Annotated in this window: 10 protein-coding genes; 7 read left to right on the top strand and 3 right to left on the bottom strand. The window is 68.8% G+C overall.

Annotated elements, in window-relative coordinates; genetic code table 11:
- Positions 1 to 140 precede the first annotated feature (140 nt).
- A complete protein-coding gene (locus ITJ49_RS08310) occupies positions 141 to 2324 on the top strand; it encodes a glycosyltransferase family 39 protein (protein ID WP_194603849.1) in 2184 nt (727 codons plus the stop codon).
- Between the two features lie 884 nt (positions 2325 to 3208).
- Here the strand turns inward: ITJ49_RS08310 and ITJ49_RS08305 are convergent.
- Positions 3209 to 4354, bottom strand: a complete 1146-nt coding sequence (locus tag ITJ49_RS08305) for a hypothetical protein (protein ID WP_194603846.1) — start codon at positions 4352 to 4354, stop codon at positions 3209 to 3211.
- Positions 4355 to 4436: 82 nt separating this feature from the next.
- On the opposite strand from ITJ49_RS08305, the gene ITJ49_RS08300 reads away from it, so the two are divergent.
- Both ITJ49_RS08300 and ITJ49_RS08295 read left to right on the top strand, forming a co-directional pair.
- The gene (locus tag ITJ49_RS08300) at positions 4437 to 4871 is read left to right on the top strand and encodes a MarR family winged helix-turn-helix transcriptional regulator (protein ID WP_158613180.1); all 435 of its coding nucleotides are present in this window, start codon (positions 4437 to 4439) and stop codon (positions 4869 to 4871) included.
- Positions 4872 to 4985: 114 nt separating this feature from the next.
- Positions 4986 to 5759, top strand: a complete 774-nt coding sequence (locus tag ITJ49_RS08295; RefSeq protein ID WP_194603843.1) for a Pr6Pr family membrane protein — start codon at positions 4986 to 4988, stop codon at positions 5757 to 5759.
- Here the strand turns inward: ITJ49_RS08295 and ITJ49_RS08290 are convergent.
- Complete coding sequence (locus tag ITJ49_RS08290) at positions 5699 to 7177, bottom strand: FAD-dependent oxidoreductase (RefSeq protein ID WP_194603840.1); 1479 nt, start codon at positions 7175 to 7177, stop codon at positions 5699 to 5701. The two genes, ITJ49_RS08295 and ITJ49_RS08290, sit on opposite strands and share 61 nt — an antisense overlap.
- A 145-nt stretch (positions 7178 to 7322) precedes the next feature.
- On the opposite strand from ITJ49_RS08290, the gene ITJ49_RS08285 reads away from it, so the two are divergent.
- From ITJ49_RS08285 to ITJ49_RS08270, 4 genes are all read left to right on the top strand, one after another.
- A complete protein-coding gene (locus ITJ49_RS08285) occupies positions 7323 to 7814 on the top strand; it encodes a CarD family transcriptional regulator (protein ID WP_055959934.1) in 492 nt (163 codons plus the stop codon).
- A 1370-nt stretch (positions 7815 to 9184) separates the two neighbouring features.
- A complete protein-coding gene (locus tag ITJ49_RS08280) occupies positions 9185 to 10690 on the top strand; it encodes an alpha-N-arabinofuranosidase (RefSeq protein WP_194603837.1) in 1506 nt (501 codons plus the stop codon).
- A 43-nt stretch (positions 10691 to 10733) separates the two neighbouring features.
- The gene (locus ITJ49_RS08275) at positions 10734 to 11786 is read left to right on the top strand and encodes a LacI family DNA-binding transcriptional regulator (protein ID WP_194603834.1); all 1053 of its coding nucleotides are present in this window, start codon (positions 10734 to 10736) and stop codon (positions 11784 to 11786) included.
- Positions 11787 to 11816: 30 nt separating this feature from the next.
- The gene (locus tag ITJ49_RS08270) at positions 11817 to 12773 is read left to right on the top strand and encodes an aldose 1-epimerase family protein (RefSeq protein ID WP_194603831.1); all 957 of its coding nucleotides are present in this window, start codon (positions 11817 to 11819) and stop codon (positions 12771 to 12773) included.
- A 371-nt stretch (positions 12774 to 13144) separates the two neighbouring features.
- Here ITJ49_RS08270 and ITJ49_RS08265 read toward each other — a convergent pair whose 3' ends face one another.
- Positions 13145 to 15625: a right-handed parallel beta-helix repeat-containing protein gene (locus tag ITJ49_RS08265; protein ID WP_370544424.1), complete on the bottom strand. Its 2481-nt coding sequence runs from the start codon at positions 15623 to 15625 to the stop codon at positions 13145 to 13147.
- Positions 15626 to 15810: the final 185 nt, after the last annotated feature.

Genomic DNA, 15810 nt, shown 5'->3' with positions numbered 1-15810 from the left:
CCACCTGCTCGCCGACCGCGGGGGTTTCGACGTCTCGACGTGTGTGGCGCGCACGATGCATAGCAGGCGTATCGACGCCTCATAGAAAGCCGAAAGCCGCGCCAGCGATCCTCGAAGTCCGCCAACCCGGAGGACTATCCATGACCGCACACGCCGGACCTCTCACCGGAAGCACCGCGACCAGACCGTCGCCCGGTGCCGCCGGAGAACGCCGACTCGCCGCCCGAGTGCTCCTCGGCAGCCGCGCCGACCCCGCCTGGGTGAGGCCGAGCCTCTGGGGGCTCCTCGTCGCCACGGGCCTCCTCTACATCGTCGGGCTGTCGGCCAGCGGCACGGCGAACTCGTTCTACGCCGCCGCCGTGCAGGCGGGGAGTCAGAGCTGGAAAGCTCTCTTCTTCGGATCCTTGGATTCGTCGAACTTCATCACCGTCGACAAGCCGCCGGCGTCGCTGTGGGTGATGGGCATCTCGGCTCGGATCTTCGGCTTCAACGCGTGGAGCCTCCTCGTTCCGCAGGCGTTGATGGGCGTGGGCAGTGTCGCGCTGGTCTTCGCCATCGTGCGGCGCAGCCTCGCCGCGCTCGGCCCGCGCCTCTCGGCCGCCGGTGCCCTCGTCGGTGGCCTCGCGCTCGCCTGCACCCCGGCCGCCGCGCTGATGTTCCGCTTCGACAACCCCGACGCGCTCCTCGTCCTGCTCATGACGCTGGCCGCCTACTTCGTGGTGCGCGCTCTGCCCAGGGCGAGCTGGAAGTGGCTGGCCGCAGCCGGGCTCGTGCTGGGCTTCGCCTTCTTGACAAAGATGCTGCAGGGCCTTCTCGTGGCCCCGGCCTTCGTGCTCGTCTATCTACTCGCAGGTAACACAACGATCTGGAGGCGCCTTCTGCACGTGCTCGGCGCGCTCGTCGGAGTCGTCGTCGGTGCCGGCTGGTGGGTCGCGATCGTCGCCATCTGGCCGGCCGACTCCCGCCCCTATATTGGCGGCTCGACCAACAACTCTGTGCTGGAGCTCGCCTTCGGCTACAACGGGCTCGGCCGCTTCTTCGGCTCGGGGTCGGGTAACGGCGGCGGTGGCGGCGCCGGAGGGGGAACCGCAGGCGGATCCTTCGGCGGTTCGACCGGCCTCACCCGCCTCTTCTCGAGCGAGATGGGACTCGAGATCTCGTGGCTGCTGCCTGCCGCACTGCTGTTGCTCGTGCTGGGTCTCTTCATTGCCGGCCGTCGAACTCGCCTCGACCCACTCCGCGCCGGCCTCGTGATGTGGGGCGGCTGGCTGATCGTCACCGCTCTCGTCTTCAGCTTCACCAGCGGCACGATCCACCCGTACTACACGGTCGCTCTGGCACCGGCGATCGCTGGACTCATCGGCATCGGCGGCGCCCTCCTCTGGCGCATGCGCACCACCTGGCTCGGACGCCTCGGCCTGGCAGTCGCCATCGCCGGAACGGGCGCGTGGTCGTTCCACCTCCTCTCGGAGAACGCGACCTGGATGCCCTGGCTCAAGTGGGTCGTGCTCATCGGCTCGGTGCTCGCGGCAATCGGCTTCGTGATCGGTTCGATCGCGGCCTTCCGTCGCATGACCCTCGCGGCCGTGCTGGTCGGCACTCTGTTCGCCTTCGGGGGATCGGGAGCGTATGCCGTGGCGACGGCGTCGGTCGGGCACTCGGGGTCGATTCCGAGCGTGGGATCGTCGTCGAGCTCGTCCGGTATGGGTGGCGGCGGCGGCATGGGCGGTGGCACGGGTGGCCCTGGCGGTGGTGGAACCCCGCCGTCCGGCACCGGCGGGTTCGGCGGCAGCGGGAGCGGCGAGATGCCCTCGGGCGGCTCCGGTTCGGGTGACGCGCCCACCGGCGAGATGCCGAGCGGCACTGCGCCGGGCGGCACCGCGCCGGGCGGATCGGACTCGAGCTCTGCCGGCACATCGGATGACTCGGCGTCGGGCGGATCCTCGTCTTCGTCGTCTTCCTCCTCTGCAGGAATGGGTGGCACGACCTCCTCCACTGCTCTCGACACCCTCCTGAAGAAGAGCACCGCGCGCTGGGCGGCAGCGGTCAACAACGACCAGTCGGCGGCGACGCTCGAGCTCTCGAGCGGCACCGCGGTGATGGCGATCGGCGGCTGGAGCGACGACCCGACGCCGACCCTCGCCGAGTTCAAGGCCTACGTGGCCGCGGGCGACATCGGCTACTACGTGTCGAGTGGCTCCGGAGGCGGGATGGGCGGCGGCTCATCGTCGACCTCCTCGGCGATCAAGACCTGGGTGGAGGCGAACTTCACCGCGACGACCGTGGGCGGGAGCACGGTGTACGACCTGTCCTCTGCGAAGTAGCTCACGCGGGCGAGCGGCCGCAGGATGCGAGGGCGTCCAGCGGCCGCTCTGTGCGTGCGGTCCGCTTTTCAGGCAACGAGGCGCGCGTGGGGCGATTGGCGCGGGTGTGGGGCGTGGCGGGGCCTGGATGCCTGAGTTGCGGGCGCGGTTGGGTTAGCGGCGACGGGCCGGATCCTGCGTGAGGTTCGCTTTTCAGGCGACGAGGCGCGTCTGGGGCGATTGGTACGGGGGGTGAGACCACGCGGGGCTTGGATGCCTGAGTTGCGGGCGGGGGTGGGGTGTGCGGCGATGGGCCGGATCCTGCGTGCGGTCCGCTTTTCAGGTGATGGGGCGCGTGACGGGCGATTTGCGCGGGTGTGGGGCTTGGCCGGGCCTGCATGCCTGAGTTGCGGGCGGGGGTGGGGTGTGCGGCGATGGGCCGGATCCTGCGTGCGGTCCGCTTTTCAGGCAGCGAGGCGCGTGACGGGTGATTTGCGCGGGCACAGGGCTTGGCCGGGCCTGCATGCCTGAGTTGCGGGCGGGGTGGGGGTGTGCGGGGTGGTGCAGGATCCTGCGTGCGGTCCGCTTTTGAGGCAACGGGGCGCGCGTGGGGCGATTCGCGCGGGTGCGGAGCCTCGCGGGGCCTGGACGCCTGAGTTGCGCACAGGGGAACAGAACCGGGAGTTCCTGAGGTGCTCAAACTGGCCAAGCGCTCCCGCGGGCCCTAGCGTCGGGTGGCTCTGCGGTGCGATCGCTCCGGCGCTGGTCGTACTTCAGGCGTTCTGTCGCTGCCTCGCCCCGCACCCCGCGTGCTCACGCCCACGCGCGACTGGTCTCCTGTTCTGCGAACGCGAACGCGAACGCGAACGCGAACGCGCACGCGACCGCGAACCCGCAGCACCCACCTACGCCGCCACCACCTGCTCCTCCTCGCGCATGACCACGCGCTCGTTCGCAATGCGCGTGCGGCGACGGCTCAGGAGGTGGGTGAGCAGCGTCAGGCCGAGGCCGACGGCGGCCCAGATGCCGAGGCGGAGGATGTCCCACCCGAAGGACTGGCCGGGGAAGTACTGCATGGTCTGCGCGGCGTCGAGCCAGGCGGCGCCGTTCCAGAAGCCGTGTAGAGCGGCGAAGAACGCGGGCATGAGGTGCACGGCGAAGATTCCGCCCGAAGAGGTGAAGTTGAACATGACGAAGAGCATGGTGAGGGCGGCGGTCGTCCAGTGGCGGAACACCGGGTGCAGGCCGACGCCGATCAGCACGATCGCCAGCGAGTAGAGCCAGCCGGCGAGCCAGGTGCCCCAGACGTGGCCGTCGACCACGTGGTAGACGGGTCCGGCGATGATCAGGGCGATGGCGGCGACGACGCCGGAGAGGACGGCGGCGGTCACGAGCGACCAGCGGATGCCGAGACGTGAGGCGAAGGCGGCGACTGCGGCAGCCGTGGCGTACGAGCCGACGCTGAGTCCGACGAGGAGGAAGAAGAGTCCCTGTCCGGTCGAGTCGTTGGCGGACGACGGCACGACGTCGACGACGGTGAACGGCAGCTTCGACTCGTAGGCGATCGGCAGGAACACCTTCTGAGCGACGTTGGCGCTCGTCTCGGACGCGGCCGACGAGACGAGGAGCGACGCGCTGCTGGCGGTGGGCTCGTACGCCGCGGTGATCTCGCGGTTGGTGATGAGCTGGCGAGCGACCGCGTCCGACGGGACGGTGCGAACGCTGAGCTGGCCGTCGGCCCCGTCGCTGAGCGTCTGCGCGAAGACCTTGACCTCGGCGCTGGTGCCCACGACTGCCACGGGGAGCTCGTGCGGCGTCGGCTGGTGGAAGGCGCCGAGGTAGGCGAGCGTCATTCCGAGGCCCAGGAAGAGCGGCACGAGGATCGCGGTGCCGAACGCCTTGAAGACGGAGACGGGCGTGCCCAAGAACATTCGCGGACCAGCGGGCGTCTCGCGGCCCGACGAGGACGACGGCAGCCGGTGGCTGTGGTCGTCACGACGCGGGGACTGGCGGATCGCGACCTCCTGGAGCGAGTGCGTATGCGTAGACATGCTGCCTTTCAAAGACGGGGGGAGTTATTGTTGCAGTATGCAACACAGAAAGACATTACACCCGATCGTTAAGCTCGACGACGTGACCACGAAACGCGACGACCGAATGCAGGCCGTCTACGCCGAACTGCAGGCCATCTCCCGCCGGGCGGCCGCGCGAAGCCGCCGCACGGCCGAGCCGCTCACCGTCGTGCAGCACACGCTCCTCAACTTCATCGCGGTCACCCCCGACTGCCGCGCCGTCGACATCGCGTCGGCCATGCGCCTCAACCGCTCCACCGTCTCGCGCCAGATCGGCGACCTCCAAGAGCTCGGGCTCGTCGAGGTCGGCGTCCAACCCATCACGAGTCAGGCGCGCGGCCAGCTGCTGCTCCTCTCCGACCGCGGGCGTGAATTGCTGCAGCGGTCGATTCGGGCCAACCATGCAGAGCTCGAGCGGCGCCTCGCCGACTGGAGCGACGACGACATCGACCGTCTCGCCGACGGGCTCGAGCGATTCAACGCCGTCGACGAGTAGGAGCTCGTTCTCATCGACTGCAGGCCCCGCGTCGAACCGGCCGGCCGTGACCAGGTGACCCCGTCGGATCCTTCGCTCGGTGCTCTCCCTGCCGCTCTCGGTACCCTCGGTCGGATGCAGACGCCGTGGACCTTCCGTGTCTCCGGCCTCCTGCGCCTCGCCGCGGCCGGCGTGGCCATCGCCGCGCTCGTCGCCAACTTCGAGTACGTCCTCGGGTTCTCGACCTTCGCGACCGCGAACTACTTCAGCTACTTCACGCAGCAGAGCAACATGGCGAACGTGGCCGTGCTGGTGGTCTCGGGCATCCTCACCTTCCGGGGCCGGAGCGACCCACCGTGGTTCGCCGCGGTGCACGCCATCGTCACCACCTACGTGATCGTCTCGGGAGTCGTCTTCGCCGTGCTCGTCACGCAGTCGGCCTCGCACCACTACGCGCTGGCGTTCCCCACCTCGAGCCAGGTGCTCCACTTCTGGATCTCCGCCTACGTGCTGCTCGACTGGATCCTCGCTCCGGGTCGCACGCCCGTCCGCTGGCGCACCCTCGCTCTGGTGCTGATCTTTCCGCTGATCTGGGGTCTTTACACGCTCGAGCGCGGCCGCGAGGTGCGCTGGTACCCGTACTTCTTCCTCGACCCGACGCAGGTGAGCCCCGAGCAGTTCCGGCTCTACAACGCCCTCGTGCTCGCGATCTTCGTCGGCGTGCTGACGGCGCTCATCGGCCTGAGCCATGTTCGGCCCGGGCACCTGGCGAGGCGGCGCCGCGTGTTCGCCTCGGGTGGCGACACGAACGCAGGATCCGACGGCTCACCCGAGCGGGCGGCCGCACCTCACGAGCTCGGGGTCGGCGACGGGGTGGGCGACGCGTCGTCTGCCACCCGGTCGAGATAGGGCGCGAGATCGGCCACCGCCGCAGCGACCGCTTCGGCATCGCTCAGCTTCTCGGCCGCCACCGCCGACTCGCCGCCGATCAGCGCAACCAGGATCGGGTAGCCCGTCGCCGGCTCGAGGTTGACCCACAGGCGATAGGTCGCGTCGTCGTCGAGGATCGCCCACACGGTGTCGTCGGTCGACCAGACGCGCTCGTCGAAGCGCAGCCAGAGCACATCCTGCACGCCCATGCCGAGCCGGTCGATGGCGCTGCGACGCACCGCCGACTGCTCCGGGACGAAGACGATGCGCTGCTTCTTGAACACGCCCAGCGGGATCGTCGACACGACCCGGTCGGCCGAGAGCGACTCGCCCGTCACCAGGCGGAGACCGACGCCCTCGTTGGCGTACGTGATCTGAGTGACGTTGCTGCCCCGCAGCACGTCGAGATCGGTCAGCAGCCCGGAGACGTAGGCGGCGAATCCCTTCGTGACGAGCTGGGCGTCGACCGGTGCGGCCCCGACGGAGAGTGCGCGAGACGACAGCACGTCGGCATCGGCGCCAAAACGCGCGGGGAGCGCCTCCGCGAGAACCCAGGCCAGACGGTCGGCATCGGAGACTCCCGACGCGTCGGGCGCACTCGACAGCTTCGACCGAGCACCGGAACCGTCGAGTGCGCCATCGACGCTGACCTCGGCGCTCTGACGGTCGGCCCAGGCGCGGGCCGAAGCGAGAGTGGCGGCGACGGTGGCGGTGGTCGGGAATCGGGTACGCGCGGATCCTCGAAGTGCTGTCGTCTCGGCCTCGAACGGCACCGTCACAACGCCAGCGCTCGTGAGCAGACTCTCCAGGTCGGCGGCTCCGTCGCCGAACAGCATCGAGACGCCGGTCTGCACCTCGATCGGCCAGTCATCGCCCTGGGACGAGGCGATCCGGCCGCCGACTCGCTGCCGCGCCTCGATCACAACCACGTCGAAACCCTGATCGGCGAGCGTGCGAGCGGCAGTCGCGCCCGCGATGCCCGCGCCGATCACGGCGATGCGCTCGCCCGGAGCCGCTACGGTGGCGACCTCGGCGGCCACGGCGACACCCGACAGGCGAGCACCCGTGAGGGTGCCGGGCGACGTCTCGGCCACGGCCTCGCCCGCGAAGAACACCTTGTCGTCGAGCGATGCTCGCAGGGTCTCGCGGTCGGCGGAGGTGGATTCGGTCGTCAGGACGCTGTTCGAGCCGTACGCGTAGGGGTCGTCGCCCCACGAACTGCGCCGGAATGCGGCCGGCGTCACACCGGAGGCGGTCGTCGTGGTGGGCGTCGGCGTACCGGTCGGCGCCGGACTGCTCGCCGTCGGAGCCGGAGACGGACTCGAGCAGGCCGACAGCGCCAGCACCCCGGCTCCGGTAAGGGATCCGGTCACGAAGACGCGGCGGCTGATCGGCATGGTCGTGCCATTGTGGCAGGATCCGGCCCACGTCACCGGGGAGGGCGTCCCGGTCGGTCTAGAGCCGCGGATCATACAACGGATTTATCGGGTAGAATGGTAAGACTGCCGAGACGACACGCAAAGAGAACAGAGGCACGACTAGATGATTTTCGAAGTAGGGGAGACCGTCGTGTATCCCCACCACGGCGCCGCCACCATCACCGCGGTCAAGACCCGCACCATCAAGGGCGCTGAGAAGAAATACATCACCCTGAACGTCCACGCCAGCGATCTCATGATCGAGTTGCCGGTCGATAACGTCGACCTGGTCGGCGTCCGCGACGTCATCGATGCCAAGGGTGTTGAGGCGGTGTTCGACGTACTCCGCAGCGATCACGTCGAAGAGCCCGGCAACTGGTCGCGTCGCTTCAAGGCGAACACCGAGAAGATGGGCAGCGGAAGCGTCTACAGCGTCAGCGAGGTCGTCCGCGACCTCTGGCGCCGCGACCAAGACAGCGGAGTGTCCGCCGGTGAGAAGCGCATGCTCCTCAAGGCGCGTCAGGTGCTGATCAGCGAGCTCGCTCTCGCCCAGAAATCCACCGACGAGGAGGCCTCGGCCGTCCTCGACGAGGTGCTCGCGACCGTCACGGTCTAGCGACTCCTCCTCCTTTTCGCAGTTGCTGCAGGCAGGCCTTCGGGTCTGCCTGCGGTGGTTAACGGGTGAGTGTGCGTGCATTTGTGCGCCTTTCAGGAATGCAGGCGCGGGGCAGCGCGGGTGCGGGGATCCCGGGGCTGAGCGCGCCCGGATGCCTGATGTGTGAGCGGGGTTGCGCAGGATCCTGGTCTGCCGCGGCAGGCGAACGCCACCGGACGCGCTCGCGGGTGCGCGTTTCAGGAATGCAGGCGCGCGGAGGCCGCAGGCATGGGGATCGCGGGGCGGAGCGCGCCCGGATGCCTGAAGTGTGAGCGGTGGCGAGCGGCACTGGGTGATGAATTCAGGAATGCAGGCGCGGGGGAAAGCAGGCATGGGGATCGCGGGGCGGAACACGCCCGGGTGCCTGACGTGTGAGCGGGGGCGCGCAGGATCCTGGTCTGCCGCAGGGAGGACGTGCAACGCAGCAGGCTGTAGGTGCATGCGTCAGGAATGCGAGCGCGATGGGGCGCCAGCACGGGGATCGCGGGGCGGAACGCGCCTGGATGCCTGATGTGTGAGCGGTGGCGTGCGGCGCGAGGTAATGAATTCAGAGAAGCAGGCGCGGGGAGACGCAGGAGTGGCGATCCCTAGGCGGAACGCGCCCGGATGCCTGATGTGTGAGCGGGGTTGCGCAGGATCCTTGTCTGCCGCGGGATGCGAACGCAGCCTGACGCGCTCGTGGTTGCGCGTTTCAGGAATGCAGGCGCGGGGAGTGCGGGCGCGGGGCTCGCGGGGCGGAGCGCGCCCGGATGCCTGACGTGTGAGCGGGGGCGCGCAGGATCCTGGTCTGCCGCAGCGAGGACGTGCAACGCAGCACGCTATAGGTGCATGCGTCAGGAATGCAAGCGGGACGGGGCGCCAGTATGGGGATCGCGGGGCGAAGTGGGCCCAGATGCCTGAAGCGTGGGCGGGGGTGCGGCGCGCTGGCTGCGCCCGTCAGGAATGCAGGCGCGCGACTTTGCGCCCATGGGATCGCGGGGCGAAACGGGCTCAGATGCCTGACGTGTGAGCAGGGGTGTGCGGCGCTAGGTGATGGATTCAGGAATGCGAGCGCGACGGGGCGCCAGCACGGGGATCACGGGGCGGAGCGCGCCTGGATGCCTGAAGTGTGGGCGGGGGGCGCAGGATCCTTGTCTGCCGCGGCACGCAAACGCCGCCGGACGCGATCGCAGGTGCGCCCATCAGGAATCCAGGCGCGCACGAGCGCGGGCCAGCGGGTGCGCGAGCCGGATCGTGCCCAACCGCCTGAGAAGTGACCCGCGCAGCCCCTTGACGCGCAAGTACAACGTTGTACAAACTGGGCGTTACAACGATGTACTGAAGGAGAACCAATGCCCAACGCCCGCCTCGCCCTCGACCCGTCCTTCGTGGTGGCTCCCGTCTCGCGCCGCACCTTCGGCACCTTCGTCGAACACCTCGGTCGCTGCGTGTACGGCGGCATCCACGATCCGGGTCACCCCACCGCCGACGCCGACGGGTTCCGCGGCGACGTGATCGACTTCGTGCGCGAGCTCGGCATCTCGACCGTGCGCTACCCGGGCGGCAACTTCGTCTCGGGCTACCGCTGGGAAGACGGCATCGGCCCGGTCGCCGACCGCCCCGTGCGCAAAGACTTGGCCTGGCACTCCACGGAGCCGAACCTGGTCGGCGTCGACGAGTTCATGCGCTGGGCCAAGAAGGCGGGTGTCGAGCCCATGATGGCGGTGAACCTCGGCACGCGCGGCGTTCAGGAGGCCATCGATCTGCTCGACTACACGAACGGTGCCGGCGGGTCGTTCCACTCCGACCTGCGCAAGAAGAACGGCTCGGCCGACCCCTACGACATCAAGATGTGGTGCCTCGGCAACGAGATGGACGGTCCATGGCAGATCGGCCACAAGACTGCCCGCGAGTACGGGCGCCTCGCCTCCGAGACGGCCCGCGCCATGCGCCTCATCGACAACGACCTCACGCTGGTCGCCTGCGGAAGCTCGGGCGCCGACATGCCCACGTTCGGCACCTGGGAGCGCGAGGTGCTCGAAGAGACCTACGACGAGGTCGACCTGATTTCGATGCACGCCTATTACTGGGAGAAAGATGGCGACCTCGCCAGCTTCCTCGCGGCGGGTGTCGAGATGGACCACTTCATCGACGACGTCGTTGCCAGCGTCGACCACGTGCGCGCAGCCCAGAAGAAGACCAAGCGCATCAACATCTCGTTCGACGAGTGGAACGTCTGGTACCTCGACGGCGAAGCGTCGAAGAACCCGACCGACTGGCCGGTCGCCCCGGTGCTGCTCGAAGACCAGTACAACGTCGCCGACGCGGTCGTGGTGGGCGGCCTGCTCATCTCGCTGCTGAAGCACTCTGACCGCGTGGCCAGTGCGAGCCTTGCGCAGCTCGTCAACGTGATCGCTCCGATCATGACCGAGACCGGTGGGCGCAGCTGGAAGCAGACCACGTTCCACCCGTTCGCGCAGGCGTCGAGCTTCGCGCGGGGCGACGTGCTGCGCGTCGAACTGCAGTCACCGGTTCACGAGACAGCGAAGTACGGGGCTGTTCCTGCCCTCGACGCCGTCGCCACCCACGACCCGGAGACCGGCGACGTGACCGTGTTCGCGATCAACCGATCGCTCACCGAAGAGCTCACCGTCGACGTCGACACCCGGGCCTTCGGTGGAGTGCGCCTCGTCCAGGCCACGACGCTGCACGACGCCGACCCCTACAAGACCGTCACGGTCGACAACGCCGACAGTGTCGCTCCGGTGGCGAACGACAAGACGAGCTGGGACGGCTCGGTGCTCAGCGTCGTGCTGCCGCCGCTGAGCTGGAACGTCGTGCGCCTGGCCAAGCAGTAGGAGTAGCGCAACGCCGCCGCGACCACACCGACGAGGAGGAGCCATGCCCATGCCCGCGACCATGAACGACGTGGCCCGCCTCGCCGGCGTCTCGCTCAAGACCGTGTCGAACTACTTCAACGACTACCCCTCGATGCGCCCCGAGACCCGGGCGCGCATCGGGGCAGCCGTCGACGAGCTCGGCTATCGGGTCAACCTGTCGGCGAGACGACTGCGCACCAGGCGAACGGGCATGATCTCTCTCATCGTTCCCGAGCTCGATCAGGCCTTCTTCGCCGAGCTCGCGCAGGAGGTGATCGCGGTGGCTCGCGAGCACGACCTGACGGTGCTAGTCGAGACGACGGGCGGCGATCGCGGCCGTGAACTCCAGGCGATCAGCGGGGAGCGCCGCCATCTGATCGACGGGGCGATCATCGACCCGCTGGCCATCGGCCCGAGCGATGCGCCGCAGCTCGCCGGAGAACCACTCGTCATCATCGGTGAGCGCCAGTTCGAGGGGCTCGCCGATCACGTGCTGATCGCGGATGAGGGGGTGGCGAAGCGCGCCACGGAACATCTGCTCGAGATCGGCAGGCGCAGGATCCTGGTGCTCGGCCCCGGGGGAGCGGTCGCGACCCACACGTCCGCTCTGCGCCTGCGGGGGTTCCAGGCCGCGATGGCCGAGGCCGGCCTCCCGCTGGTCGACGCACTCCTGGCGCCGACGGACGCGTGGAGTCGCGACGCGGGAGCCGCCGCGGCGGTGGCAGCACTCGAGGCTGGGGCGGGGGATCCTGCGGTGCGGTTCGACGCCGTTCTCGGCTTCAACGACGCGCTCGCGCTCGGGGCGCAGTGGGCGCTGCTGCAACGCGGTGTCGACGTGCCCGGAGACGTCGCCGTGATCGGCATCGACGACACCCGCGACGCCCGATTCGCCCACCCGACCCTCACGACGATGTCGCCGGGAAGCTCGCAGATCGCCCGGCGTGCGGTCGAATTGCTCGTGGCGAGGATCAAGGATCCGTCACCCGCGCTCGGATTCGCCTCGATCGTGGCCGATTACGAGCTCGTGGTCCGCCAGTCGACCGGCGTCGCTCGGCCGCCGCGACCTCTACCCTGAAGACCGAACCCTGACGAAAGACGACATTCGATGACGAATTCCCCGCTCTCCGGCGAGCAGACCACCATCACCCACGGCCCGTACAGCGCGACGATCGCCGCGGTCGGAGCGGCACTGCGCGTGCTCACGCACGACGGACGCGACCTGGTCGTGCCGTTCGAGGCGGACGAGATTCGTCCGGTGTTCCGCGGGGCGATCCTGGTGCCGTGGCCGAATCGCGTGGTCGACGGCACTTACACGTTCGATGGCGTCGACTACCAGCTGCCGCTAACCGAGCCGGCCCGCGGGCATGCGCTGCACGGCTTCCTGGCGTGGGCGCGCTACACGGTGATCGACCGGAGCGAATCGTCGGTCACGCTGACCGCCGACGTGGTGGCGAACGACGGTTACCCCTGGCCGATCACGATCGAGGTCATCTACGCGCTCGGCGACGATGGCCTGACGACGACGGTCGCTGCGACGAACACCGGCTCGTCCGACGCCCCGTATGGCACGGCGCCGCACCCATACCTCCGCGCGGGCGAGGGGCACGTCGACGACTGGACGCTCGAGCTGCCCGCCTCGCAAGTTGTCACGGTAACGGAAGAGCGCCTGCTGCCGGTCGCGGTCGAGCCGGTCGACGGCCCCGGGGCCGGTTCGCCACTGGGCGTCTTCGACTTCCGGGCACCCCGGGTGATCGGCGAGACGTTCATCGACCACGCGTTCACCGGGCTGACGCGAGACGACTCGGGTGTCGCGCGAGTGGTGCTGCGGGCTCCGGGCGAGGGAGGTGCGGGCGTGGGCTCGGGCGTATCGATGACCTGGGGCACCGAGCTGCCGTGGGTGCAGGTGCACACGGCCGACCGCCCGGAGGCCGCACTCAACCGCGTGGGCCTCGCCGTCGAGCCGATGACGTGCCCGCCCGACGCCTTCTCGACCGGTGACGACGTGGTGCGCCTCGCTCCGGGTGCGACGCACCGGGCCGCCTGGACGATCGCGGCGCTGTAGGGGGTTGCCCGCCGCGCTGACGCGCGCAGTTCAGGAATCGGAGCGGCGGGTGGGCGCGGATCCTTGTGTTTTGGGGTGACTCGGGACAGTGTTCCTGAGTCGTGCGCACCGACGGGAGCGCTCCCGCGGGCCCTCGCGCCGCACGTGCCCCGCGCCGTGCCTCCGCGCGTTCCGGCGCCGCACGTGCCCCGCGCCGCCCTGCCGCTCGTCCGGAAGGAATCTAGGCGCGCTCCGGCCTGCCCACGCGCGAGAACGCGCTCATCACGCCCACTTGCCTGAGTTGCGCGCTCGTCGCATTGCCCACGCGCGCCGCAACGCCAGACGCCGCCCGGGTCGTGCCCGAGCGGCGTCTGGTGTTCGTGGTGCGGGGTCTAGTTGTCGAAGACGCCGAGGCCCTTCGTGCCGGACTTCACGCCGATCGCCGCCGCGACATCATCGGGAATGCCCACCGCGACACCCAGCGCCGACTTGATCGCCGCGATCATGCTGGCGATCGGCAGGACCGCGGTGGTCTCGACGTTGTTCCAGCGCGATCCCTTGGCCTTGGCGAGAGCCTGGACCGAGTCGTACCGGGTCACCGTGCGGTTGTCGCCGCCACCCCAGCCGACCAGGGTCGACTGGGCGCCCGTCAGGCGCTGGTTGAAGAGATTGCCGGTGATGACCAGGTTCATGTTGTCGACCGGGATGTTCGTCACGCCGTCCAGGGCGTAGATCTGGAAGAGTCCGCCGGATCCGAACACGTTGTTCGAGACCGTGACGTTCTTCGTGATCCAGGTGAGAGTCGGGTCGGGAAGAGGGCGCCTCCGGTCATGGCCCGTGAGAGCCGTGTTCGCCTGGCGACGCTCGTCTTGAGCGAGCTTCACGCCGAACAGCCGGTTGCCACCAATGTCGTTGTTATAGATCTGCACGTTGGCCGTGTTGTAGACGATCACACCGATCTTGTTGCCGTTCAACTCGTTGTTCGCGACGATCACGTGGTCCGAGAGCTCGACGAGGATCCCGTCGACCGTGTTGTCGGTGGAACGACTGTTGACGACTGTGGCGTCGTACACCGACTCGTCGAGCCAGATGCCGTTTCCGACGTTGTCGCTCGCGTCGACGTTCGAGATATCGACGCCACGCGACCGGGTCACTTTGATTCCGCCGGCCACGGGCTGAGCGTTGAACTCCTGATCGTTGTTGTCGAGAACCAGGGAGTTCTGAACCTTGAGCCCGTACGCCGAGTTCGCACCGATGCCGAGAAGACCACTGCCGGTCACCGTGAGGTGATCGAGGGTCGTGTTGTCGCTCTCGACGTTGATGCCGATCATCGCGTTGTCTTCGACGGTGAGGTTGCGTGCCGTGATGCCGGTGTTGCTGAGTCGGACAGCACCGCGCTGAAGGTACGAGGTTCCATACCGGCGGACTCCAAAGCCCTGCAACACCGTGTTCGGCGACTGAACGACGAGCGCCTGCTGCTGATTGCTGATGCGCACCGAGTGGCCGGCCGGGTTGGAGCCCAGGACGATCTGACCGGAGCCGGCGTCGGGATAGAAGGTTCCGGCCGTCACAGCGGAGGCCGAGCCGACCTGCGTGAGCTCGGTGCCGTCGAGGAAGACCTGGTCCGGTCGCGCGGCGAGAGGCTTAGCGGAATTAACGAACCACGGGTTGTCGGAGATGCCGTCGATCTGCGACGACGGGAAGTAGCTCCACGGCGTCGTCCAGCGGGAGCCCGAGGCGTTCCAGTCGGTGACCTGCTTCGAACCGTCGAGCCAGACGGTCTCGCCGGGGTACGACTGGATGGTCAGGGTCTTCGACCGGGGCACCGTGACGGACTCGTTATAGACGCCCGCGCGGAGGACGATCGTCGCTCCGTTGCTTGCCTTCGCGACGGCAGCGGCCAGGGTGCGAACGGGGGCGTTCGAGTTGCCGTTGGCCGAGTCGTTGCCGGAGGGCGAAACCAGGATGGCGCCGGCTGGAACGACATAGCGGGTGCTGCCGACGGTCGCCGAACCTCGATCGCCGGAGGTCACCGGGGTGGAGACCGGCGGCGTGACCGGCTGCGCGGGGGTGGCCGGGGGTGTCGTGGGTGACGGGGTCGGCGCTGGCACTGGCGCGGGCGCCGGGGTGTTCGCGTTCGTTGCGGGGTTCTGTGTCAGCGACAGGTTGTCGAGGGTGGTGCTGGCCGCGTTGGTGTTGCTGCCGCTGGCGTACTCCCAGAAGGCGAGGCTCCCGGCGCCCGAGATGCGCGACGACGACGAATCCGTCAGAGACAGCTGCCACCCGGGCGCAACGGCTCCTGAGGGGTAGGCGCGGGCCCGGATCGCGACCTTGGCTGAGCCCGTCACCTGGAATTCGGCCGCGATGTCAGCACCAGGGGCGTATGTGCCGGGAAGTGTGAAGCGGCCCAGATTGACCTCGACCGTCTTGTTGAGTCGTGAGACAGCGAGAACGGCTGAGCCGGTCTTGCTGATCTCGACCCGGCCGCGATACGTGGAGTCGTCGCTCTGGCGCCGGATCTCAAAGGCGGTGTAGACCGTCGCTGACGCGGCGGGAAGACCGATGGTGGCCCGCACTCCGGTGTCGAGAGAGTTCGCCTGCTTGAGAGCGAGACGAGCGGAAGCGCCCGGCTTGAGCCCGGTGATCCGGCCCTCGCCCGAGGCGACCGCTGCGCTGGCGCCGGCGCCGAGACTGGCGGTCCAGGAACCGCCCTTGGCGGCGGAGCCCCAGCCGCTCGAGACGGTTCGTGCGAATGAGTCAGAGACGACGGTGGCGGGGGCCGCGGTCGCGAACTGGGCGGGAAGAGTGGCGGCGAGGAGCACACCGGCGGAGAGACCGGCGACGGCGGGGAGAGAGAATCGCCGCCGTCTCACAGCGTGGCGAGGCGCAGAGGAAGTCACCCTTGGGTGGTCCTTTCTTCGGAGGAGCGTCAGCGGGTGTCCCCAGAATGGGGGCCACAAGGGAACAATGCGTGTAACCCTATCCGTGCTGAAAGCTTCCTGGAACAGGCAATTTGCCAAAAGCCCCCGACAGAGTGTGGACGCTTTGGGGGACAGAC

Origin of the sequence: Frondihabitans sp. VKM Ac-2883 (assembly GCF_015350875.1) — a bacterium.
GTDB lineage: Bacteria > Actinomycetota > Actinomycetes > Actinomycetales > Microbacteriaceae > Frondihabitans.
The sequence above is the reverse complement of the archived record's forward strand: the minus strand, read 5'-3'. Positions and strand labels throughout refer to the sequence as shown.